18 protein-coding genes are annotated in these 23,950 nt (G+C 32.0%); 2 read left to right on the forward strand and 16 right to left on the reverse strand.

Going from position 1 to position 23,950, the window contains the following annotated elements; all coding sequences use genetic code 11:
• Positions 1–13: 13 nt before the first annotated feature.
• From hisD to ABD859_RS01400, 4 genes are all read right to left on the reverse strand, one after another.
• Positions 14–1,321 carry a histidinol dehydrogenase gene (gene hisD / locus ABD859_RS01385; protein ID WP_345139211.1) on the reverse strand — a complete coding sequence of 436 codons (1,308 nt, stop codon included), beginning with the start codon at positions 1,319–1,321 and terminating at the stop codon, positions 14–16.
• 138 nt (positions 1,322–1,459) lie between these two features.
• Complete coding sequence (gene hisG / locus ABD859_RS01390) at positions 1,460–2,317, reverse strand: ATP phosphoribosyltransferase (protein ID WP_345139214.1); 858 nt, start codon at positions 2,315–2,317, stop codon at positions 1,460–1,462.
• Between the two features lie 310 nt (positions 2,318–2,627).
• A complete protein-coding gene (locus tag ABD859_RS01395) occupies positions 2,628–4,028 on the reverse strand; it encodes a sensor histidine kinase (RefSeq protein WP_345139217.1) in 1,401 nt (466 codons plus the stop codon).
• On the reverse strand, positions 4,028–4,693 hold the full coding sequence (locus tag ABD859_RS01400; protein WP_345139219.1) for a response regulator transcription factor: 666 nt from the start codon (positions 4,691–4,693) through the stop codon (positions 4,028–4,030). Before ABD859_RS01400 ends, ABD859_RS01395 begins: the two co-directional genes overlap by 1 nt.
• Positions 4,694–4,895: 202 nt before the next feature.
• On the opposite strand from ABD859_RS01400, the gene ABD859_RS01405 reads away from it, so the two are divergent.
• Positions 4,896–7,031, forward strand: a complete 2,136-nt coding sequence (locus tag ABD859_RS01405) for an LTA synthase family protein (protein ID WP_345139221.1) — start codon at positions 4,896–4,898, stop codon at positions 7,029–7,031.
• A 93-nt stretch (positions 7,032–7,124) separates the two neighbouring features.
• Here the strand turns inward: ABD859_RS01405 and ABD859_RS01410 are convergent, their stop codons facing one another.
• The gene (locus ABD859_RS01410; RefSeq protein WP_345139223.1) at positions 7,125–8,123 is read right to left on the reverse strand and encodes a zinc dependent phospholipase C family protein; all 999 of its coding nucleotides are present in this window, start codon (positions 8,121–8,123) and stop codon (positions 7,125–7,127) included.
• Between the two features lie 176 nt (positions 8,124–8,299).
• Between ABD859_RS01410 and ABD859_RS01415 the strand changes: the two genes are divergently transcribed.
• Positions 8,300–9,250 carry a hypothetical protein gene (locus ABD859_RS01415; RefSeq protein WP_345139226.1) on the forward strand — a complete coding sequence of 317 codons (951 nt, stop codon included), beginning with the start codon at positions 8,300–8,302 and terminating at the stop codon, positions 9,248–9,250.
• On the opposite strand, the gene ABD859_RS01420 is transcribed toward ABD859_RS01415, so the two are convergent.
• The 11 genes from ABD859_RS01420 to ABD859_RS01470 form a co-directional block, all read right to left on the reverse strand.
• Entirely contained in the window at positions 9,251–10,216 is a 966-nt protein-coding gene (locus ABD859_RS01420; protein WP_345139229.1) for a YeiH family protein, read from the reverse strand.
• Between the two features lie 74 nt (positions 10,217–10,290).
• Complete coding sequence (locus ABD859_RS01425) at positions 10,291–11,187, reverse strand: LysR family transcriptional regulator (RefSeq protein WP_345139231.1); 897 nt, start codon at positions 11,185–11,187, stop codon at positions 10,291–10,293.
• Between the two features lie 69 nt (positions 11,188–11,256).
• On the reverse strand, positions 11,257–12,003 hold the full coding sequence (locus ABD859_RS01430) for a M15 family metallopeptidase (RefSeq protein WP_345139233.1): 747 nt from the start codon (positions 12,001–12,003) through the stop codon (positions 11,257–11,259).
• The gene (locus ABD859_RS01435) at positions 12,004–12,837 is read right to left on the reverse strand and encodes a DUF4846 domain-containing protein (protein ID WP_345139236.1); all 834 of its coding nucleotides are present in this window, start codon (positions 12,835–12,837) and stop codon (positions 12,004–12,006) included.
• A gap of 64 nt (positions 12,838–12,901) precedes the next feature.
• Positions 12,902–14,929 carry a hypothetical protein gene (locus tag ABD859_RS01440; RefSeq protein ID WP_345139239.1) on the reverse strand — a complete coding sequence of 676 codons (2,028 nt, stop codon included), beginning with the start codon at positions 14,927–14,929 and terminating at the stop codon, positions 12,902–12,904.
• Positions 14,930–15,061: 132 nt separating this feature from the next.
• The gene (fabG, locus tag ABD859_RS01445; RefSeq protein ID WP_089050753.1) at positions 15,062–15,808 is read right to left on the reverse strand and encodes a 3-oxoacyl-[acyl-carrier-protein] reductase; all 747 of its coding nucleotides are present in this window, start codon (positions 15,806–15,808) and stop codon (positions 15,062–15,064) included.
• Positions 15,809–16,000: 192 nt separating this feature from the next.
• Positions 16,001–16,228: a hypothetical protein gene (locus tag ABD859_RS01450; RefSeq protein WP_345139243.1), complete on the reverse strand. Its 228-nt coding sequence runs from the start codon at positions 16,226–16,228 to the stop codon at positions 16,001–16,003.
• A gap of 143 nt (positions 16,229–16,371) precedes the next feature.
• Positions 16,372–17,706: a DUF4302 domain-containing protein gene (locus tag ABD859_RS01455; RefSeq protein ID WP_345139246.1), complete on the reverse strand. Its 1,335-nt coding sequence runs from the start codon at positions 17,704–17,706 to the stop codon at positions 16,372–16,374.
• 33 nt (positions 17,707–17,739) lie between these two features.
• Complete coding sequence (locus ABD859_RS01460; RefSeq protein WP_345139249.1) at positions 17,740–18,600, reverse strand: zinc-binding metallopeptidase; 861 nt, start codon at positions 18,598–18,600, stop codon at positions 17,740–17,742.
• 18 nt (positions 18,601–18,618) lie between these two features.
• On the reverse strand, positions 18,619–20,103 hold the full coding sequence (locus tag ABD859_RS01465) for a RagB/SusD family nutrient uptake outer membrane protein (protein WP_345139252.1): 1,485 nt from the start codon (positions 20,101–20,103) through the stop codon (positions 18,619–18,621).
• 11 nt (positions 20,104–20,114) lie between these two features.
• Positions 20,115–23,831: a SusC/RagA family TonB-linked outer membrane protein gene (locus ABD859_RS01470; protein WP_345139255.1), complete on the reverse strand. Its 3,717-nt coding sequence runs from the start codon at positions 23,829–23,831 to the stop codon at positions 20,115–20,117.
• Positions 23,832–23,950 lie beyond the last annotated feature (119 nt).

Below are 23,950 nucleotides of genomic sequence, written 5' to 3' on the forward strand. Positions count from 1 at the left end.
GCGAAGTTTATACCTACGAGGTTTGTCCCGAAGCCTCGGGATCGCAGGAAGTCAAACGTAACGTTACCGCATTTTTATGTGCTTGTAAACCTTCAGCTTCAGCCATTGTTTCAATTGCTTTTCCAATGTTTTGAATTCCTTTTTCAGATATTTTTTGAAATGTCATCGATTTCATGAAACTATCCAGATTTACACCGCTGTAATTTTTGGCATAACCGTTTGTAGGCAGCGTGTGATTGGTTCCTGATGCGTAATCTCCAGCACTTTCAGGCGTATAGTTCCCAATAAAAACCGATCCGGCATTTACGATTCCGTTGCAGTAAAAATCATCATACTGCGAACAGATTATAAAGTGTTCCGGCCCGTATTCGTTGATTAAGTCTAAGGCAATTTGATCCGTTTCAACATAAATTAATTTTGAATTATCGATTGCTTTTTCTGCTATCGCTTTTCTTGGAAGCACTTCTAACTGCGATTGAACTTCTTTTTCAACTTCTGCAATCAGCTTTTTTGAAGTCGAAACCAAAATTACCTGACTATCAGTTCCGTGTTCTGCCTGCGACAATAAATCAGAAGCTACAAAAGCAGGAACTGCAGTATCATCGGCCACAATTAATAATTCTGAAGGTCCGGCCGGCATATCAATCGCTACTCCAAACTGAGTTGCTAATTGTTTGGCAACCGTTACAAACTGATTTCCAGGTCCGAAAATTTTATATACTTTCGGAATAGATTCTGTTCCAAAAGTCATTCCCGCAATAGCCTGAATTCCACCTGCTTTTAAGATTTTAGTCACACCGCATAAATTCGCAGCATACAAAATAGCAGGATTAATTTTTCCTTTTTTGTCCGGAGGAGAACATAATACAATTTCTTTACAGCCAGCAATTTCTGCCGGAACTGCCAGCATTAAAACGGTTGAAAACAAAGGTGCAGTCCCACCCGGAATATATAAACCAATTTTTTGAATTGGTCTTTTTTCCTGCCAGCAGTTTACGCCTTCAATGGTTTCAACTTCAATTCTTTCGGTTTTTTGAGCTGAGTGAAATTTATAAATATTGTTTTTTGCTAATTGAATAGCTTCTTTTAATTCATTCGGAATCAATTCAATGGCTTCTTGTATTTCTTCTTTTGTAACTTCGTAATTATCCAGCGTGATTCCATCAAAAATCGATGTGTATTTTGCAATGGCTTCGTCTCCCTTTCTTTGAACTTCTTTGAAGATTTCTTTTACCGTAACTTCAATATCGTCAATTGTCTGGGTTGGTCTTTTTAATATTTCAGACCATGTATCTGGTTTTGGATTGTCTATTTTATTCATAATATTTCATATTAAATTCCAAATTTTTAAAATCCCAAATTCCAATCTTTAAAAACTGTCGTCGATGTTTGGAATTTGGAATTTTTTTATATTGGATTTTCTTCTTATTTGGATTTTGGAATTTTATAATTGGAATTTTTATAAAACCATTTTCTCAATTGGGCAAACTAAAATTCCCTCTGCTCCTACTTCTTTTAGTTTATCTATTACGTCCCAAAAAGTATCTTTGTCAATTACAGAGTGTACACTGCTCCATCCTTCTTGTGCTAATGGCAAAACGGTTAAACTTCTTAAAACAGGAAGAATTTTTCCAACGGCATCGATTTTGTCGTTTGGAACATTCATCAATATATATTTTGAATTTCGTGCTCTTAAAACAGATTGGATTCTGAATTTTAAAGTATCGATGTGTTTTTGAATTTCCGGAGAAACTTTTGGAGAAACGGCAAGAACTGCTTCACTTTTCAGAATTACTTCAACTTCTTTTAAATTGTTTTTGAATAAGGTGCTTCCGCTTGAAACTATATCTACAATGGCATCGGCAAGGCCAATGTTTGGTGCGATTTCTACTGAACCTGAAATCTGGTGAATATCAACCGTTAAACCAAATGAATTAAAGTATTCGTTTACGGTGTTTGGATATGAAGTGGCAATACGAAGACCTGCTAAATCCTGAATCGAATTGTAATCAAAAGTTTTCGGAACAGCAACAGAAACTTTGCATTTTGAAAATCCAAGACGTTGTACAACTTCGATATTTTTTCCTTTTTCTACTAAAAGATTATCGCCTACAATGGCTAAATCTACTACGCCATCTATTAAATACTGAGGAATATCTGAATTTCTTAAATATAAAACTTCAAGAGGAAAGTTTGATGCTTCGGCTTTTAACTGGTCGATTCCGTTGTTGATTGAAATACCACAGTCTTTAAGAATCTGGATACTGTCTTCGTTTAAACGACCTGATTTTTGAATTGCAATTTTTAAAGTACTCATTTTTTTTAGTTGTTGTTTGATTAATAGTTTGAGTACAAAGAATTGGTATAAAAAAACCCGTTTGATGTACTCAAACGGGTTTTAAAATATGATGATTTACACACATACCATTAACACATCGCTTGAGAGCAATAATGTAAATGATGATGATGTAATTGATTTGAAATCATTGTTTGGTTTGTTTTATAATTCTTTGATTCGGTTGCAAATATACTAGATAAAATTATAAAAAAGCAATTTTTTATTTAACTTAACAATAGTTTATTGTTAAAAAACGTTTTAAACGCATTTTCTGTTAGAAATTTTTAATTTACGATAACGTTTTCATTTCGTCATCAAAACTTAAAATCACCGTGGTTCCTACTCCTATTTCGCTTTCAATTTTAAATGGAATATTAAGTTGTTCCGTGATTCTTTTGACGATAGACAATCCCAATCCAACACCTTTAATTTCAGGATGATCTGTATAATTGGATCTAAAAAACGGATTAAAAATCATTTCAAGATCAGCATTTGCAATTCCAATTCCGTTGTCAGTTATTTTGCAGATTGTTTTATTATTTTCTTTAAAAAGCAAAATCGAAATTTCACCTTCAGGATTTGTATATTTTAATGAGTTTGAAATAATATTTCTTAGAATTGTAATAATTAAAAAATGATCTGAATAGGTGTAATAATCCTGCTCTGCATCAAATTTTACTTTTAGCTGTTTGCTGTTTATTTTTTCTGAATTTAAAGTGATAACATCTAAAATTACTGCGTTTAAATATACGTTTTCATAATCAACCTGATGTTTTTGATTTTCAAAACGAGCCATTGTTAACAGCTGATCTACAAGCATATTTAAATGGTCTACTTCGTTTATACAGTAATTAATTTTATCTTCGTATTCCTTACTATCTCTTGGCTTACGTATAAGAACTTCAAGTGTTCCTTTAATTACTGTTAAAGGAGTTCTTAACTCATGAGAAGCATCAGACGTGAATTGTTTTTCACGTTCAATAGCATCTTCAATTCGGTTTAATAAATTATTTATGGTTTTTGAAAGTGTGTATAATTCGTCGCGCGATTTTGGCAGCGGAATACGGGTTTTTAGATTATCTTTTGTAATAATTTTTGAGGTATTGATAATAGCATTTATAGGACTGATGCTTCTTCCGGCTAAAAAACGGGCAATAAAAAACAGCAGTATAAGTATTACCGGAAATGCAATTAAAAGGGTATCTGAAAGATTATTTAAAACCTGTGCTGAATCAGATAATGACATGGCAATAATAAGGTATCCTATTTTTTTTGACTTAATATGCAGCGGCACCTGAATCTGCCTGATTTTATTGTCTAAAAATTGGGTATCAAAAAGTTCAAAAGCAGCTTTCTTTTCATTATAATTGAGTTTTTCATTCTTTAAATTAGGCGATTTTTCTATTATCTTTTTATTGAGATCCAAAAACTGCACAAAAACCGGATTTACATCAACTGAATTATGTTCTCTTTCTTCCCATTCTTCAGCATCCATAAGGATTACAACATTGTTTTCGACTTTTATTTCGTTAAGGTGATCACGAATTTCAATTAATAAATTTTCGTCGATATGATTATAAACTGTTAAACGCACGATAAAATAAATAGCCGAAAAGACCGCCAAAATCAAAAGTCCTGTGGTAATAATATAGTTTAACGCAATTTTATTTTTAAATGAAAGCTGTGCCATTATAAATCATTTGCTATATATCCAATACCACGGATTGTTTTGATGTAATCTTCTTCTACTTTTAAATTAAGTTTTTTGCGAATAGAATTCATAAAAACATCAATTACTCCTGTATCGTATTCAAAATTAATCTCCCAGACATCTTTTAAAATCTCATTACGAGTACATACTTTTCCTTTTTTCCTTATTAAATAAGTCAACAATTCAAATTCTCTCTGTGTGAGATTAATTTCTTCATCATTCTTTAAAACAATATGTTTAGAAAGATCAATGGTAATACTGCCCAGCGTTAGGATTTCATCTCCACCCTGGTTTCTGAAATGAATTTTTACTCTTTCGACTAATTCTTCAAAACTGAAAGGTTTTTTTATATAATCATTAGCTCCGGCACGTAAACCTTCTATAGTTTCCTGAACGGTATCTTTTGCGGTTAAAAATATAATAGGCGTTATTTTATCCTTAATTCTAATTGCTTTACACAAATCGAGTCCGTTAATTTTCGGCAGCATCCAGTCTAACAAAATCAAGTCAAATTTGTGATTTTGTGTTAGTTCAAAACCTTTCGATCCGTCGTTTGCGGTAGTAATCTGGTATCCTTCTTCGCGAAGCCCCTGTTCTAAAAACTGAACAATTCCAAGCTCATCTTCTACAATTAAAATATGCATGCTAAACTTTGATTCAAGATTAATTTTCGTTTTTTGTTTTCAAAGATAGCTATTTTACAAGTCTCAAAAACTTCAAAATGGTCAGAATAAGATGAAAACAAGCATCTTAAGCAAATATTAAGTTGAGGCTAAGCAAGGTAAAAGCATAACTTCATCTATCGTTCATAAATCAGATTTAATTTTGCAGAAAACAACTAAGCGTATGAATTTTTACAAAAAGTTTTCTGCATTTTATAATCTTGCAATATTCTATTTTTCAATAAGTTTGATATTGCGCGTTGTGTTACTCTTTCATCCTATAACACAAAGTTCTTTTACTTTTTTTGAAAGTCTGAAAATATTTGGTGTAGGACTTCTTTCAGATTTTTTTGTTTTTATAATTGCCGGTATTTTTCTTTGGCTGTATCTTATTTTTGTTTCAAATTCTAAATATAATAAGCCCTCAGGTTATATTATCTTAGGAGTTCTGACTGCTTTGTTTCTTTACATTGCTTCTGGCAAAAGTATTTTTGACGAGTATGGAGGCGCACTGCCTAGAATTGTCCTGATATTTGTGGGTTTAAAAACAGTTTTATTTGCTTTGCTTCTGTTTGTTCCAAAATGGAAAAATAAAATACGTTTCTGGCTTTTTACTTTTGTAATTTTCCTTTACGTTTTATTGATTCTTCAAAACGGATTGAGCGAATTTTTCTTTTGGAATGAGTTTGGAGTTAAGTACAATTTTATTGCAGTTAATTATCTTATTTATACTAATGAGGTAATTGGCAATATCATGCAGTCATATCCTGTAATTCCAATCTTTTCTGCTTTGTTTTTAATCAGCGGAACTGTGACTTATTTTATTGTAAAAAAATCTACAGATTACATTAATGATATTCCGTCTTTTCGTGAAAAAATCAAAATTTCAGCCGTTTATTCAGGTTTGTTTTTAGTTTCACTTTATGCCGTTCCAAGTTTGGCAAAAACTGAAGATTCTAAAAATGTTTTTGTAAACGAACTGCAGTCAAATGGTTTGTACAAGTTTTATCTGGCATTTCAAAATAACAAATTAGACTATTTTAAGTTTTATAAAACTATTCCAAACCAGGAAGCTTTTGCTATTTTAAAAGAGCAGTTTCCGGATATTTCAGGAAAAATTACGACACAAAAAATAAGCAGTGATTCTGCCGAAGTTCATAAAAATGTAGTTTTAATTACTATTGAAAGTTTAAGTGCCGATTTTATGAAAGCTTACGGAGGCAAAGCTGATATTACTCCGTTTCTAGACAGTTTATCTCAAAAAAGTCTTCAGTTTACTAATTTATATGCGGCTGGAAACAGAACCGTTCGCGGACTCGAAGCGGTTACTTTGTGTATTCCGCCAACGGCCGGAGAAAGTGTGGTAAAACGAGAAGACAATAAAAATAAATTTTCTACCGGAGCTGTATTTAAACAAAAAGGCTATAATGTTAAATTTATGTACGGCGGTGATGCTTTTTTTGATAATATGCAGGATTTTTATTCTGGCAACGGATATGAAATTGTAGACAAATCCAGTTTTTCTCCTCAGGAAATCACTTTTTCTAATGTCTGGGGCGTTTGCGACGAAGATATGTACAATAAGGCAATTAAAATTATGAACGCCGAAGCCAGAGAAAACAAGCCTTTTTTTAATCATATTATGACTGTAAGCAATCATAGACCTTTTACTTATCCAAACCATAAAATTGATATTCCGGGTGATATTAAATCACGTGACGGCGGTGTAAAATATACGGATTATGCGCTGAGTAAATTCTTTGAAATGGCACGTAAACAACCTTGGTTTAATAATACAGTATTTGTAATCGTGGCAGACCATTGCGCTTCGAGTGCCGGGAAAACAGAGCTTCCGTTAGACAAATACAGAATTCCGGCTTTTATTTATTCTCCAAACGAAAAGCCTGAAAAGTTCAATAAATTAATGTCGCAGATTGATATTATGCCAACGCTTTTTGGATTATTGCATTTTGATTACAACAGCAAATTCTTTGGACAGGATGTTTTTAAAACTGATTATAAACCCCGAGCTTTTATTGCTACATATCAGGATTTGGGCTTGATAAAGGATAATGTTTTGACAATTTTATCGCCAAAACAGCAAATAAAACAGTTTGAGTTAAAATTAAAAACAGATCCTTTGGCCGAATACCAAATACATTATGATGAAATTCCGTTAAAGTCACAAAATACGGACTTAGCAAACGAAACGATTTCATTTTATCAATCAGCTTCTTACTTGTTGAAAGAGAAAGAATATCAGTTTAATGACTTGAGTTCAATTTCTGGAAAAGCTAAATTATACGCTAAAAATCGTTAATTTATAAACAGAAAAACATTCACAAAAAAGCCTCAAATTCTAATGAATTTGAGGCTTTTTTAAGTATAATTTTTAAAACTGAAAACTCTTTTTTTAGTCGTTTTGATTTTTCATTCCAAACAAATCTCCTTTTTGGAATAATTTTAAATCATCCTGTAAAGATTGATAATTTCTTTGTGTAACTGCCGGTGCATCTAAATCACTTAAATCTGGTTTTCCTGCATTTACCCACGCAGTATACCAAAAACTAGCCGTTGCAGCAATAGCTTTTCTCATTTGACTTTCCACCATTCCATTTAATTGTTCGTGCAGTTTTTTAGCATATTCGTCTGTAAAAACAGCAGTGTTGTATTTAGATTTTAACACTTTACCTTCTGTATCTAGTTTAAATACTTTGTCTTGCGGTGTTTCTGTTCTTAACTTTTTATCAATATCCAATAAAGGTTGTGCAAAACTGTGAGTATCATTAATCATATCCCAGATTGCTTTATGAACATCTCCATAATATTGTGCCTCAGGAACATTTAATTTATAGTTTTTAACGAATAATTCCGGAAGTCTGCTTTCCCAAAGAGAATGAATTCCTTTTTGATCTGTTAATTGTCCGTCATGATTTGCAGATGTATGCAAAGGCATATGAGCATCACCTATATAATGACCTAAATCTGCTGCAAGAAATAAGATTTCAGCTCTGTTTTTTTCTTTAAAAGCTTTGGTAAGTTTTGCCATCATATCTTCGATATACCAAGGCAAAATACCATTGTCACTTAAAAATTTAGCGTCGTATTTTTGTTTCGCTTCTTCTAATGTTTTCGGATAAGTGTCAGCAGGACCAAAACTTTCCATATCAAAATAATGTCTCGGACCTTCTTCTTTATAACTTAAAGCATATTTACGGATATCCGGAACCGAAGCTTCCTGCGTAATAAAATCAATATGATTATAAAAAAATATCTGTAATTGTTTTGGTAAAGCCATTACAGCTGCTTTATTAATACGCTCATGGCCAACATTTCCCCATGATAAAGTAATAAAGCCAATAATTAATGCGCCAAAAGCGATTAATTTTGGTCTCATTTTGAAGTTTTTCATTTGTAATTAAAATTTGAGGGGACAAATTTAATTTATTTAAGGATAACTCAAAAGAATACGGCATAAGATTGCTCTAATTTAATTTTTTTAAATTTTTAAACCTTAAAAATGACATAAGTACATCTAAAATATTTTTTTATTTGTATTTTTACAGTAAATTAATTCTTACAAATAAAATGCGTTATTATATTTTAAATTTCTTTTTATTAGTTTCTATATCTTCTTTTGCACAAGAAGTGGATATACAGTTAAAAAATGTCAGCGACACTATCTTAAATCCAAAAAGAGTATTAAAGATTACTGATCCGATTGATGGTGTAAAAACCATGCAAAAGTTGTTTCCCGGCAAATTATATAACCTTGCAGACAAAAACACTTTTATAAGCTGGAAATGCAAATCGTGCAAACCATCTCCGTTTCTTGATGTAAACGGTGTTGAAGGCGATCAGTTATTTCCTTATACAGACGGCGTAGCGACAAGACTTCTTGCTAATATTGATTATGCCGACTCAAAAGGAAATCAATTTAAAGTTCTGGCTTTTAACCATTCTGTTCATGATGAAGACGGTTTACAAACAGGAAGATTTTCCGGCGGATTGCTGGGCTTGGCGAAATTTGCCAAAAATGGTAATGTATGGGAAATGAGATCTTTTCAACCAGCTGTAGCTGCTTTTGGTGCTTTTGCACAATGTCCAACACCTAAACTGGCTGAAATTGGAGAAGATCAATTTGCTTTTACTTTAATACATGTTAACGGAGGTGCCGGCGGTGCATACGAAGGTTATCTATATCTTGTTGCCGGTTTTGATGGCAAATACCAGCCTATTCTGGAAGTTAACAATTACCAGTTAACCAATTCTTCATTTATTTCGTGGTCAGGATCTTATACCGTTGTAAATGACAATACTAAAAAACATTTTAGAGATATTATTATTAAAACAAAGGGATCTTACAATATAGCCGCTAAAGCCCAAGATGAATTTGATGTTGCCTTTCCTGATGAAATAGCAGAAATGGCAAAAACGAAAAAGTCATTTAATTTTGAAATCGAACGACATTTTTCGTTTAAAGGCAAATTTTATAAAATGATCGATAAACCAATCGTAAAATTCTCTAATGTAAAGTAATTACTTTAGATATATAATTGCTGTTAAGCTTAAAACTGCAATAAATATCCAAAGAAAAACGCCTTGAAGCAAAGGTCTTATTCCTACTGATTTTAAAGTATTTATATTTAATGTAGCACCAATTAAAAATAAAGTTACGGTTAAACCTATTTTAGCCAGATTTACAATATGCGGTGCTGCAAAAGATATTTGAGGCACATACGAGTTTAAAAGCATAGCCAGAATAAACAATCCAATAAAGTAAGGGATTTTTATTTTGCTGTTTTTATTTTTAAAAGCAACAGCTGTAAGCAGTGAAATTGGAATAATCCATAATGCTCTGGCTAATTTTACCGTTGTTGCAATTTGCAGTGCTTCGGCACCATATTTATTAGCTGCGCCAACAACAGAACTGGTGTCGTGAATAGCAATGGCACACCATAATCCAAAATCTTTTTGCGATAAATCAAGCTGATGGCCAATAAAAGGAAAAGTAAAAAGCGCAATCGAGTTTAATATAAATATTACACCTAAGGCTATTGAGGTCTGATTTTCATTTGATTTAATAACAGGTGAAATCGCTGCTATAGCACTTCCGCCGCAAATAGCGGTTCCGCAAGAAATTAAATGTGAGGTTTTCTTATCTGTTTTAAACCATTTACCTAGCAGAAAACCAAAAACTATAGTGCTGAAAATTGAAAATACAGTTAATACAAAACCTTCTTTTCCTGCCGATAATGCGCTTGATGCGTTCATTCCGAAACCTAATCCCACTACCGAAAACTGTAATAAAAAAGTAATGGCTTTGTGATTGAATTCAATAAAAGGGTTTCCAAAAACGTTAACAATTATAACGCCAAGTAATAATGCAATTGGAGGTGAAATAATCGAGAACAAGCATAAAAAAATAATGCCCGCAAAAATAAATTGCTGTAAATAGTGATTGATTTCAAATAGTTGTGACGTAGATTGTTCTTTTGTTTTCAAAATAGGATAATTGATAATTACCCTGCAAAGTTCTATCGTTTAAACCAGAATCGCCAATCGTAAAATACAATTGACTATAACTTCAGGTTATAATGATTTGCAATATTCTGTATAAACAATTCTGACAACGGATCTGATTTTCCTAATAAAGTAATGATGTAAAAATATCTTTCAATTGATAATTTATCAACATCTAAAACAACCAATTCATTGTTTTTTAACTCTTTACTCACAGCATGAATTGACATAAAAGCAAAACAATCAGAATTTAATAAATAGGATTTAATGCTTTCAGTACTTCCTAACTGCATTTCGATTTGTAAATCAGTTAATTTTAATCCCATATTTTTAAGAGCAAATTCTATAACTTCAAGTGTTCCGGAACCACGCTCTCTGGTAATAAATTTCATTGATTTTAAATCATTTACAGAAATTTCATTTTGTTTTGCAAGAGGATTTTTGCTATTGCAGACTAAAACCAGTTCGTCTTTTAAAAACGGAATGTATTTTATGGATTGATTTTTTGACTGCCCTTCGACAATACCAATTTCGATTTCTTTATTAATTAATGCATTTTCGATTTGTTCTGTGTTTCCGTTAAGCAAATTGACTTTAATGTCTTTTTGCTTTTGATGAAAACGTGCCAAAACAGGTGAAATAATGTACTGAGAAATAGTTGTACTCGCTCCTAATCGCAGCAAACCCTGACGTTCGCTAATAAATGAACTCATTTCAAAATCTATTTCACGGTAAATTTCAAAAATTTCTTTGGTGTGTTTTAAAAGAATTTCTCCGGCGGGAGTCAAAGCGATTTTAGAACCGTTTCGTTCAAAAAGTTTGGTTTTATAGGTTTCTTCAAGTTCCTGAATATGCTTAGAAACTGCTGGCTGTGTAATGTACAATTCTGTTGCCGCTTTAGTAAAATTAAGGCGGAGTGCAACGGTATAAAATACTTTTAGCCTGAAATCCATAATCATAAATTTTAATTTTTAATCCACTTTTCTTTGTAATATTTTTTTGTACTAAAATAATTTTAAAATTTATAACAAAAGCTCAGGTCGATACTCAAAATGCATTGTGTCATAATGTTTCCAATTTCCCCCCCAAATAAAGCCATATTTTTCAAAAATTGAAACTAGCTTAAGAGGAATTTGATTTCTATACGAAAGAGTAACTTCTTCATTCTTACATTTACAATCCCATTGCCAATAATTAGAATTTTTGACATTAATATCTATTGTCATTCCATAACTATGCGTACTCAATCGATTTGTTCCTGAAATTTTTCTCCAGCTAAATGTACCTCCAATATTAGTAATGTATTTTTTAAATTCTGGATTATTATCTAATTCTGCTGAGAGTTTTTTTACTATTTTATCAATTCCATTTACGGTTGTTACTTTTATTTTTTGATTGACTAATTTCGGACACCAAATAATTTCAGTCATTTTTGATTCAACTTCTGATTTTGAATTTCCGTAAATTTTCTTAAAAAAAGCTTCATTTCGAATTCTTCCTGCATCTTCCTTTGGAATTAAATTCTTATCTGCTTTATTATATACAAACTTAAATTGATCCTCAATATCAGGATTATCTAATAATTCCTGATTGGTTTTATTTTTAAAATCATCATAAATTAAATTTGATTTATCCCTAAAAATGATTTTATTGTCTTTATAATCAACTATTTGATCTGGATATGCTTTAATTAATTTTTGAACGTTTAATGGGATTTCCTGAGAAAAAGCATTTTGAAATATAAGGACTAAAAAAAAGAATCTTTTCATTTAAAAACGTTTTAATTGTGAGGAACTAAAAGTCCATTCGGGGGTTTTTAGAGAAGTTCCAAAATCGACAGCGTACCAAGGACTCAACGAACTATTATTTGGATTTTTCAATATTTGAATTTCCTGTGCCGGCATATAACTTTGCGCCAATAGCATAATTTTTTGATTGTTTTTTGGATTTACCGCTATATCAACTACAATAACAGCATGACCCGGAAAGCCTCCTTTTATAAAAACATCCCCTATTTTTATATCTGAAGTATTAATTGGTTTCATCTCTTTTTCTAACGAAGCCGTTCCTGCATACGTAAAAACCGTCTCTAAATATTTCCAATAAGTTTCATAACTGTCAGATGGTTTTGCAGTTTTAACCCAGCTAGTTTTGTTGCCTTTAATTGCAATTCTGTAACCTTCGGCCCATTTACTAAAATCAGCTCGAAAACCATTTGTAAAATTAAAATGTATTTTATTGTACTGTTTTTGGCTGTAAAAATAATCCGCTCGTAAACGCATCACGGCATCAGCACATTGATGCAAATCCTTTTTTCCAATGGATAAATCCACAACCGCATCATATACATTTCGATTTGGTTTTATAGTTCCATCAAAATACAAAACATTTGAACCCAAGGGTTTTAATGGAAGATTTCGCAAAAAAAAATCAAATGAAGTTTTAGATTCCTCTTGCCTCACAAATCCCTGAAGCGGCTGAAAACGTTCCTGAATCGTGTTTCCCAAAAGATTGCTTTTGTTGGTTTTATTTGTCTCTGAAAATGAAAAAAAACAAAAAATTACCATCAAAATCGCTGCAATAAAAAAGAATTTAACTTTCATAATTTTAGACTTTTAAGTTATAACCACAAGATTACAAAATGTTAAGGATTCGATTTTTATTTCATCACAACAATCCGTTATATTTTCTAATAAACCATTCCGTAGTTAATAAAGCTGCAATTAAAACTAATAACCAAACCCAGTCAATTATTGGTGTTTTAGCGGCAACATTTTTCTCGATTGATTTGTATTCTTTATTTTCTAAAAGCGTATTAATTAAATCTTCTGACTGATCTTCAAAGAAAGCCTTTCCGCCTGTTTGAAGAGCAAGCTGTTTTAATTTTGTAACATCAGGATTTACGAATTGTTTTTCGATATCAAAATCTAAAATCTCAAAATGACTTGAATAGGAAGTATTTGAATTTAATTCTTTAACCGTAAAATTATATTTTCCGGCTGTTAATCCCTCAAGGTTTACAGAAAAAGAATTATTTCCTTTTAATAAATCGTAGTTTTTAGCCTGCTTCGTTTCTGCATTTGTAACAGTTATCGTTAATCTGGCTTTTTCATCAAACTCATAATTTTTGTTGAAGTATTGTGCGTTTATTACAATCTCTTCACCTGAATTATAAAAGCTTTCGTGGCTTACAACCAAAGATTTTTTTGATGCTGATGTTGCTAAAAACTGAATTATCTTATCAATAAAAATATCATATTTTTCAAATGACTGATTATCGATATGGCTCTGCAAACGCCATTTCCAGCTGTTTTCTCCTAAAAGAAAAGCGGTTCTTTTTCCTTGATTTTCTGCAAAAGCCAATAAAGGCGCATTTGTAGAAACATTTCTAATTTTTGAAGAAAGTAAAATTGAAACATTACCGTTTGTTGAAATAGTTCCAAAAGGATTTTGTAATGGCGGAAAGTTTTCAAAGCCAATATTATCTATGGCAAATAAATTAAATTGCGGCTGAAACTCTGATAAATAATCTTCAACTTGTCCACTCGTTTTAAAAATAAGATTGTTTTGCTGCTGATTTAAAAAATTAAAATCGGTACTGTTTCCTGTTATGATAAAAGTATTTCTTCCTGCTGCTTTATTGTTTTCAAAAACTTGTTTAAAAGCAAATGTCGGCTGATACAAAACTAAAACTGAAGCTTCTTGTAACTGACTAATATCATTTGGTTTAACCAAAATCACTTTACGTTGTGCATTAACTTCTATTGAACGTTTTAAAGCAGCAATATCTGGGTGGTTTATTGCCGAAACAATGGCAATTGTAGATTTTTGATCGATAATTTCTACAGCAAAATTCTTGATATTATTATAGCTGTTTTTTTCTTTTGCTCCAGATGAAATATTGGCTCTGAAAATTTGAAGTCCTACTTTATCTGCCGGCAAAAGTAAGTTTAAAGATGCCGTTTTTTTTGAAGGTGAAAAAGAAACCTTTTCTTTCGCTACAACGGAATTTCCTTGCGAAATTGTAAAATCTGCATTGACAGTTTTGTCTCCAGCATATTGTAGAAAAACTTCAACCGGAAATTTATTTTTATGAAAAGCGTATTTATTTACGTTGAGCTGATTGATTTTTAAATCGAAAAATGTGGTTGTATCTCCTACAACCAAAGGATACACTTTATTGGCAGGATCGAATCTGTATACGTAATCGTTTCCTGTAGTTTGATTTCCGTCGGTAATTATAACTGTTGGGAAAGTCAGGTTTTTATTGATGCTTTTTAAATTCTTGGCAACTTGATCTAAATTGGTTTGATTTCCTTTAAAATCAAATTTATCCGATGCCTTAAATTCGTCATCAAATTGATAAGACTGAATTTCAAATTTTTCTTTTAAAGCTGGATTTGAAATTAGTTTTTGATATAATTCAACTGCTTTTTTATCTGATTTTAAAGCTGTAATCGAGCTTGAATTATCAACGGCAATTGCTAAAGGCGTTTTGGTGATTTCCAGCGAACTCTTTGAAATTATTGGATTTATTAATAAAACCAATAATCCAAAAATGACCAGAAAACGTAAAAAAGCCAAAAACCAAATCAGATTTGATTTGTTTTTGGCTTTATAAAAATATTGAAAGTACGACAAACCACCTGCTATTACTAAAGAAAGTAATAATAATAAAATCGTGTTTGTAGTCATAATTTTTTAGTATTCAGTAATCAGTTTTTAGTGATCAGATTAAAAAGTCGAGATTACGACTGTAAAAAGTGTTCAGTAATTATTCTAGAGTCAGAAAAATACTGAATACTAAAAACTGAACACTGCAAACTATTACGTAAGCATTCCTCCGCAAACGTTAAGAACTTGTCCTGTAACGTATGCACTCATATCTGAAGCTAAGAAAAGACAAGCATTTGCAACATCTTCGGTAGTTCCGCCGCGTTTTAACGGAATACCTTCTCTCCATCCTTTTACTACATCTTCAGATAATTTTGCAGTCATTTCAGTTTCGATGAAACCTGGAGCGATTGCATTGCAGCGAATGTTACGAGAACCTAATTCTAAAGCCACAGATTTAGTAAAACCAATTGCTCCGGCTTTTGAAGCAGCATAATTTGTTTGACCTGCGTTTCCAGAAACTCCAACTACAGAACTAATATTGATAATAGAACCTGCACGTTGTTTTAAGAAAGTTTTTTGGATTGCTTTTGTCATATTGAAAACAGATTTCAAGTTAACATCAATAACCTGATCAAAATCAGCTTCAGACATACGCATAAGTAAATTATCTTTTGTAATTCCGGCATTGTTGATTAAGATATCAACAGTTCCAAAATCAGCTAAAACAGCATCAACGAAAGTTTGAGCTTCGTTAAAATCAGCTGCATTTGATTGATAACCTTTTGCTTTTACTCCTAAAGCGTTCAATTCAGCTTCAAGCGCTTCAGCAGATGCAGCAGATGAACTATATGTAAATGCTACGTTTGCTCCGTGTTTAGCAAAAACTTCTGCAATTCCTTTACCAATTCCGCGGCTAGCGCCAGTAATGATTGCTACTTTTCCTTCTAGTAATTTCATATTAAGGTATTCGTTTTTATTTTTCGAATTACAAATATAGATTATTTGGGCATTTAATAAAATTTGAAATGTAAAAAATGGTTTTGATTCTTACTTTTATTAAAGGAAATACTTAATAAATTAAATAATTCAAAAGTTTTTCTTTCAAAAAAAATACCACTTCAAAATGAAGCGGTATTTCAATGATTTATATTAACATTCTAAAATTGTCCCATCTGCCATAATTCTTGGTTGGCAGGGAACCGGTTCATAGATATCTGCACAGGGATAGTTTGGATAATTTGCCGCAATAGCGCCAGGTGGAGCCCAATTTCCATCACTGCAAACCGGATAAACTCTAGTACCTTTTCCTAAAATGTTTTTTTGTTCTTCTTTTCCAAGAACTTCAGCTCCTCTAAAATTTAAAATTGATTTCAACATAATAATTTAAGTTTATAAATATTTGTCAGCTCAATCATTTTACGTCCGTTGAGATTCAGACTAATGTATTAAAAGGAAAAGAAAAAAACAGCTCATAAATGAGCTGTTCTCTTCAAAATAAAAATTAAAACTAAAAATAATCTTTAAAGCTGCCATACTGACATTCTAAATGAACTCGATGAACTTGTTAAAGTATAAATGATATTGGTATAACCCAGCTTAAAGTTTTCTTGTTTAACATAAATTCCATTAGGATCTGTTAGATGACTATCAAAACTTGCAAGGAAAGGCGGAGCAGCAACTGTAGTGTTCCCATTCCATGATTTATGTTTTAAAATTACTTTTTTTCCTGCAGCATCTTCTATTACATCAACATAATGAAATATCGCTGCACGTCCAACAAAAGTGTAATATATAAAGTTTCCTAATGCATGATTTGTATACAGCTGAATAGATGAAATGGATTGTCCTGCCGGTAATGAAGCATTAATATTTTCCAATTCTTCGTAAAACAACACTGAATTTGTTGGTGCATCTTCTATATAATCTCCTGGATAATAACCAAATCTATTAGCTGCTCTTCCAGGAAGCATCATTTTATAATCATCTGTTAAAATTGGCGGCGTATTAGTAAACTTAATAGTTGCTGTAACTCCTCCTGTGCCTGTTGCTACAAAATTTGAAGTTGAGGCATCGTATACAAAGTTTGTTAATTTTTGTCCTTTTACGACTACAGCAGGTTTTACTACTGCGCCAGTTGGAGTGTATGAAAGTGCGAGATTAAAACTGTCATTTGAAGTTAAAGATTCTGCTATCCCAAAACGAGCCGCTGCATTAAAATCGAAATTATATTGCTGTACAGACGAACCATCGTTTATTTCAACTAATCTGAAAAGCGGGCTTGTAGCATCTCCTGTTATATTTTGATTTATAATAACTCCCCCCGCTAAATTAGTCCAATCATCAGCTGTTGCTTTTACGAATCTTAATTCATGACCGTTTCTATTGGTTCTAAAAATAATTTGTCCATTTTCCTGTCCATAATAGTAAAACTGAAAATCACCAAGATAACCTTTTCCAAGAAGTGATGCCGTAGGGAAATTTGCTGCATCAGATAATAAATGAATTCTATTGTTAGTTGTAAAGACTAAACTTACCGTACTTCCAACCTGAATATCGTATTGGCTTCTGTGGATAGTTGTATCATCATCAAAATCAGATGCCATGTCAACTTTTCCTTCAGGTAAAAATTTGAAAACATGTGTAAAACCACCCAATTGTGTACTGTCTGTATAATAAACAGCTTTCCATCCTAATTCTGAAGAAAGAAGTAAATCGTTTAGTTCTACTTTACGAGCATTCAATCTTTCTGTTGGTGTTTGATCAAATTTTGGATCAACTTCTGTACTTGTACATGCACCTACAATAATTGCTATTAAAGCAAGTATTAGATACTTATTTATGTTTTTTATTTTCATAATATGATTTTATTAATTCATTATTATTTACACTTAATCATTGATAACAGCATCTGTATTTTTTTGCGCTTCATCTCTTAAAGCATAAAAATCGATATTAAATCTATCTTTATAATATTGAACTACAATAGCTTCTTTCTTTTTGATGTTTGCTACTGCTGCAGGATCACTTATACTTGCCAAAAGGTCATCGTATTCTGCTGCAGAACTTGTTAAGATCATAGACGCAGTTTCTGCAAAATCCTCATAAACATTTAATCTTGCATAACTCGTTACAAAACCTAATTCTCTTGAATCTTCCTCGTCTTCTGTATACCAGCTTGAAGTATAACCAGAAGGAGTTAATTTAGACCACGCCTGAACATCAAATGGGTTATTTTGATTAAGAATGTGTACGTACTCGTGTTGAATAGTATGAATAAATTCTGTTACTTCTGCTCTGCTGCTTCTGTTTAAATCATCAACCTGAAATAAAGTAACTCTTTGTCCACCTTCTGCCAAACCTAATGTTCTGGTGCCATTTGTATTTAAATTCATGCCTCCAACTAATACAAATTCTCTAGGTGCAATCTTTTTTACAAAATCAGTACCTCCAATCGTTGTATAACTGTCAATCCAAATTTGTTTTACAACTTCAAGTGCAGGCTGTACTTTATTTACAGCGGGTGGAAATAAATAACGGCTGTTATCTACTAAATTTTGATCCCATTCGTAATAAACTTTAATATTATAAGGGTTTAAAAAACCATTATCAATCCACTTATCTAAATCAGTTTTTAATGGTATTGAATAATCTAACTGACTGTCTGTAAGTTGATCTTCATGTGCACAGGCAGTAAAAAGTACTACTCCTGCTAATATTGCTATTGTTTTATGTAGATTTAATATTTTCATAATAATTGAATTAAATTTTTATCTAGGATTTTTCTCAATTCCGTTATCTGTTGCTCTTAATGGTATCTGAAGCACTCTTCTGTTATCATCCTTCTTTAATATGTTGTTATTAACTACTTGACCAAATTGGTAAGTATTATGTTCTACAACAAGATTAAAACGTTTAATATCAAACCATCTTAAGCCTTCATGTAAAAATTCTCTTCGTCTTGCTTCAGCAATAGCTTTAATATAAGATGTTTGTACAGGGCTTAAAGTATAATAAGGTGTAAACTCATTTGCAATCACCGGGTACATATCAACAACTAATTGCTCAGTTAATTTGTCTGTAGCAGAATTATATCCTGTTGTTCTTGTTCCTAAAAAATATTCAAGCTCTGCATTTGCTTCTGCTAGTTGATTTTTCATTACATGAGCTTCAATTCTGTTTAAGAAAAATTCATCATTGCTTAAAAGAACTGTTCCAGTATATGCTTCTCCAATACCAGCTGTAACATTGGTATATTTAAAATACTCATAAAATTTTGGTACTAAAACTGTAATACCTCCTCTATATTGACCAGAAGCAGTAATTAACCAGCGTTTTCCCCAAATATTAGTTTTTGGTCCTAAAATTAGATCTGATTTGTTACCTGCAAGTGTAAATCTATAGGTATAACTTCTTCCCCAAGTAGAATTTGGATAAGATACTAAAAGGTTTGTAGCCTGCTCTACTCTTGAATATTCTACCGGTCTGTCTGCAAAGGCAGTTGCATTGAATGCAGCATAGTTTCTAAGACTAGTTGGTTTAGAACCTAATGATTCTGAAACTTCAAGAACTTTATCCCAGTCTCCTTTCATTAGATAAAAACGGCTGGCAAAAGCTTTAGCTGCTTGTACAGTAAAATGATATTTAGGCTCTTTATAGTTATTTGTTAAATATTTCATCCCCTCATTGATATCCTGCTCTATGAAATCAAAAACTTCTTTAACTGTGTTTCTTTTGTATTTTTCTAATAAAGCGCTTTCTGGTTTTGTAACATAAGGAATACCAAGATCAGTTGCCGCTGTTGCCGGATTATAGGTTTTTGACCATAGTAAAACCAGCATAAAATGAGAATATGCTCTTGTAATCAATGCTTCTCCTTTTTGCGGATTTAAGCTAGCTGGACTACCTAATTCTTCAATTGCAACTAAAGCCTGATTTGCAGCTGCGATTGCTCCATAAGAAGCGTTCCAGAATGATGCTTCTGTATCTAGACCAATCTGGTTTTGCATTTCCCAGTTATAACTTTGTCTGTTATCAATATCTGAATCTGTAAGTTCGCTATCAAAAACATTGTCTGACATTGTTTCTGCAATACCCATATAGGTTCTATCTGGATATGCAGTAACTAAAAGCTCTGAAATTTTTTCAGGCGTATCTATCTGAGTTCTGTTATCAGGTACTTCTGAAAGAAAATCATCACAGCTGGTAAGACTTATTATTAATAATAATGAAAGTGTTATTTTTATATTCTTCATGATTAACTTAATTAAAATGAAACATTTAAAGTAAATGTATACTGAGAAGTGATTGGAAATGCTACCCCTCCTGTATTACGAAACTCCGGATCCTGACCATGTAATCTTTTGTCTGAATAAATCAACCATGGATTTACTGCTGAACCTTTTAAAGTAAAAGTGCTTAAGCCTAGTTTTTTCTTGTAATCTTTAGGAAACTCCCAGCTTAGAGAAACGTTTTTCAACCTTACGAAATCACCATCAGCAATTCTAACATCAGAGAAATTATAAGTGTTGTAAGCGATTTGTAAATCTCTATTTCCATAATTTCTGTTTAATAATCTGTCTGCAATTACTGGAACGTTTGTGTAGTTCTCATCACCCGGATTAATCCATCTGTTTGTGTATTCTTTTGTAAACACAGTTAAGTCATTGTATTCGTTGCTATACACAGGATTTAAACGTACTTTATTACCTCCTGATCCAACTACGAAAACATATAATGACCAGTTTTTATAAGTAAAAGTATTAGCTAAACCAATAGATTTATTAGGTTCTATTGATCCTTCATATTTTAAATAATTGGTAACATCTTTTGTATCTTGAAAATCAGCACCTGTAATATTACTTTCTGCTCCGTCTTGTAATTTAAATGTTGGTAATCCCTGATTATTTAAACCTGTAAATTGGTAAGAATAAATTGAATTTCTTGGATGTCCAACTGCATTTCCTCCATTTGAATCTACTAAATCGAATGCTGAAGGTCTGTTTTGTAATTTTGTAATTTTTTGACTAAATACAGAAAAATTAAGGTTTGTTGACCATTTAAAACTATCGGTTTTAATATTCTGAGTCGTAATACCAATTTCAAGACCTTTAGTTTCCATATCTGCATTATTACCTTGTTTAATTGACTCACCACCAATACCAGAAGTAATTACATAATCAATTAAATCAAAAGCTTTACGACTGTAAACATCTGCGGCAAGTGATACTCTATTGTTAAACATTCCTAAGTCTAAACCAATATTAGTCTCAAATTGCTTCTCCCAAGTAAGATCTCTATTTTGTAAATCTTCAATTCTGATTGCATTTTCTCTATCTGAAAGATTAAAACGATCAGTAATGAAACTTTTGTAAATAGCTAATGAATTTGTTGCAGGTCCTGCAGTAGCAGTAAGTCCGTAAGATCCTCTCAATGCTAAAGTATTAATACTCTCTACATCTTTCATAAAACTTTCCTCAGCAATGTTCCATTTACCACTAAAAGTATAAGTAGGAAGCCATCTTGATGAACCTGTGTCTCCTTGTCTGTTTGAACCATCATAACGACCAGTAATAGATCCTGTATAACGACGATCGTATGTATATCCAACTTTACCAAAGAAACCTACTGTTCTTTCTCTTTCTTCACCAAATTCATAGTATGAATCACCTCCGTTTACAATTTTTTCGATGATTTTAGGATCAATGAAAGAAGTAAATCCTTTATCATATTGCAATCCAACAGCTGTAAAGTTATCATTACTTCTGTCTAATGATCTAAGTTCTGTACCAAAGAAACCTTCAACTTCATGTTTATCATTGAATGTATTTCTATAAGTAACACTATTTCTTACATTGTAAGAAGTCATGTCATTTGTAAACTTTCTTAAGAATCCTCCGCTTGGTAAAACAGAAACTTTTGGTGCTGTTAAATCATTTGGATCTTGATAAAGAAATACGTTTGCATCCTGAATTTGAGCATTTACATTATCCCCTACACCAGCATTGTAAGCCCCAACTACGTTAGAACCTTCATAAATTTTATGCTCTCTTGATGTATTTGCATAACGTGCTGAACCAGTTAAATTATAGCTTAAATTTTTATTAATTTTATAATCTAAATCCAATTGAAAGCGGATGTCTTTTACATCTATCTCTAATGTATTATTTGCTAACTCATTAATAATATTCATTGGAGCCCAGTTATTTTGGTAATATTCCAGATTTCCATTCTCATCATAAGGTCTTAATGTACGGCTTGTACTTAAAACATAATTAAATGGGTTAATATCAAAATCTCTTGTAGTTTTACCAAATACAACATCTTGTTTACTTTCATAAGATCCCGGAGCTCCTTGTTTACGAATAGAGCCTAAAGTAGATAATGTAATATTCAATCTATCATTTACAAAAAATGTTCCTTTAATATTTGATGATAATTGATTTACATTGTCGGCAATAGTCCATCCCGGATCTGTATAGTAACCTAAAGACGCATAAAAAGTGTTGTTTTTTCCACCTCCAGAAAAACTTAACGAATGGTTTTGCGTAATCGATGGTCTGAATAATACACTAAACCAGTCTGTGTTTGCTAATTCGTATTTTCTTAAAAATTCATTAATATATGGCTGATCATTTTTAACACCAAATTGCCCGCCAGTTTCATTATACTTATTAATTTCTTTAGCCAGAATATTATATGCTCCACCAAATCTTCCTGTATATGATGAACTTAAATCAAGATATCCTTTTTGTTTCATTTCCTGAAAAACACTCATAGATTCCTGAGAATTTAAGATATCATATTGAGTATAACTTGGTACAGTTCTTACAGTATTTTCAACTGAATAGCTTATTTTTAACGGAGAATCTCTACGCCCTTGTTTTGTAGTTACAACCACTACTCCATTTAACGATCTAGATCCATAAATTGACGTAGCCGATGCATCTTTAAGAACTTCAATGCTTTGAATATCATTTGAATTTAAACCCGCAACAGAAGAACTTAGCAATGTAGCAGAATTCCCTGAAGCTAAATCCGCAAAGGTAACATTGATAATATCTTCCTGAACAACACCATCGATAACCCATAATGGTTTTGTATCTCCAAAAATTGAAGAAGATCCACGAACGGTAATTTTAGGCGCTGTACCAAAAGTTCCTGTAACATTTTGTACTGTAACCCCTGCCGCTTTTCCTTCGATCATTCGGCTTACGTCAACTACACCGTCAACTTTTAACTCTGAACCAGAAATTTTACTGATAGCACCAGTAAATGTTCTTTTAGATGTTTTTTCGTAACCTGTAGTAACAACAACTTCTTTTAAGTTCTGGCCAGCTTCTGTTAAAACAACTGTTGGCGTAACATTAGTAATTCCAATTTCTTTCGTTTCCATACCTACGTAAGAAATTACAAGTCTATCTGTGTTTGCAGGCATTTCGATAGAGAAATTTCCATCAAAGTCTGTTAGAACTGCAATTTTTGTTCCTTTTGCCATTACGGTTGCACCCGGAAGCGGACTTCCTGATTGATCTGTTACTTTACCTTTAATAATTGGACCGGCTGTTAATGCTTCAAAAAGTGAATCATGATTATCTGCACTTGCAAACGGATCTGCCGCAGCGGTTTTTTGCAGAATAATTTGATTGCTCACTTCTGAAAAAGTAATATTAAATGGCACCAAAATACGGCTAAGTATGCTTGAAAGCGCTTCCTGATTCGCTTCGATGCTTACTTTGCGGCTTAATTGTGGCAGCCTTGAATTGTACGAAAATTTTACATGAGCTGATTTTTCAATTTTAGATAAAGCATTATCAAGAGTCAAATTTTCAACTATAATGGTAACTTTTGTATCTAATTTTTTCTGCCCATTTACATTATTTGCTACGGCAAAGCTTGAAAACACAAGTGCCAAGACAAACTGAAATAGTGTTATTTTCATGATTCTATGGAGTAATCGTTGTTTAACAACTGGTTTTTTCATAATTTTGATTTGTTTTGATTAATACTATTTTGAGTGTATTTTAAAGAAACGATGAACTACTTTTTACAGAAAGTAATTCAATTTATAAGTGTCGATAATGTTACAGCATTTCGGCACTT

This window comes from Flavobacterium ginsengiterrae, from assembly GCF_039539785.1.
Taxonomy (GTDB): Bacteria; Bacteroidota; Bacteroidia; order Flavobacteriales; family Flavobacteriaceae; genus Flavobacterium; species Flavobacterium ginsengiterrae.

Bases quoted from the DNA above. Each gene is read 5' to 3' on its own strand.
- hisD (WP_345139211.1), bottom strand. From the start codon at position 1,321: ATGAATAAAATAGACAATCCAAAACCAGATACATGGTCTGAAATATTA.
- hisG (WP_345139214.1), bottom strand. From the start codon at position 2,317: ATGAGTACTTTAAAAATTGCAATTCAAAAATCAGGTCGTTTAAACGAA.
- ABD859_RS01395 (WP_345139217.1), bottom strand. From the start codon at position 4,028: ATGGCACAGCTTTCATTTAAAAATAAAATTGCGTTAAACTATATTATT.
- ABD859_RS01400 (WP_345139219.1), bottom strand. From the start codon at position 4,693: ATGCATATTTTAATTGTAGAAGATGAGCTTGGAATTGTTCAGTTTTTA.
- ABD859_RS01405 (WP_345139221.1), top strand. From the start codon at position 4,896: ATGAATTTTTACAAAAAGTTTTCTGCATTTTATAATCTTGCAATATTC.
- ABD859_RS01410 (WP_345139223.1), bottom strand. From the start codon at position 8,123: ATGAAAAACTTCAAAATGAGACCAAAATTAATCGCTTTTGGCGCATTA.
- ABD859_RS01415 (WP_345139226.1), top strand. From the start codon at position 8,300: ATGCGTTATTATATTTTAAATTTCTTTTTATTAGTTTCTATATCTTCT.
- ABD859_RS01425 (WP_345139231.1), bottom strand. From the start codon at position 11,187: ATGGATTTCAGGCTAAAAGTATTTTATACCGTTGCACTCCGCCTTAAT.
- ABD859_RS01430 (WP_345139233.1), bottom strand. From the start codon at position 12,003: ATGAAAAGATTCTTTTTTTTAGTCCTTATATTTCAAAATGCTTTTTCT.
- ABD859_RS01435 (WP_345139236.1), bottom strand. From the start codon at position 12,837: ATGAAAGTTAAATTCTTTTTTATTGCAGCGATTTTGATGGTAATTTTT.
- ABD859_RS01440 (WP_345139239.1), bottom strand. From the start codon at position 14,929: ATGACTACAAACACGATTTTATTATTATTACTTTCTTTAGTAATAGCA.
- fabG (WP_089050753.1), bottom strand. From the start codon at position 15,808: ATGAAATTACTAGAAGGAAAAGTAGCAATCATTACTGGCGCTAGCCGC.
- ABD859_RS01450 (WP_345139243.1), bottom strand. From the start codon at position 16,228: ATGTTGAAATCAATTTTAAATTTTAGAGGAGCTGAAGTTCTTGGAAAA.
- ABD859_RS01455 (WP_345139246.1), bottom strand. From the start codon at position 17,706: ATGAAAATAAAAAACATAAATAAGTATCTAATACTTGCTTTAATAGCA.
- ABD859_RS01460 (WP_345139249.1), bottom strand. From the start codon at position 18,600: ATGAAAATATTAAATCTACATAAAACAATAGCAATATTAGCAGGAGTA.
- ABD859_RS01465 (WP_345139252.1), bottom strand. From the start codon at position 20,103: ATGAAGAATATAAAAATAACACTTTCATTATTATTAATAATAAGTCTT.
- ABD859_RS01470 (WP_345139255.1), bottom strand. From the start codon at position 23,831: ATGAAAAAACCAGTTGTTAAACAACGATTACTCCATAGAATCATGAAA.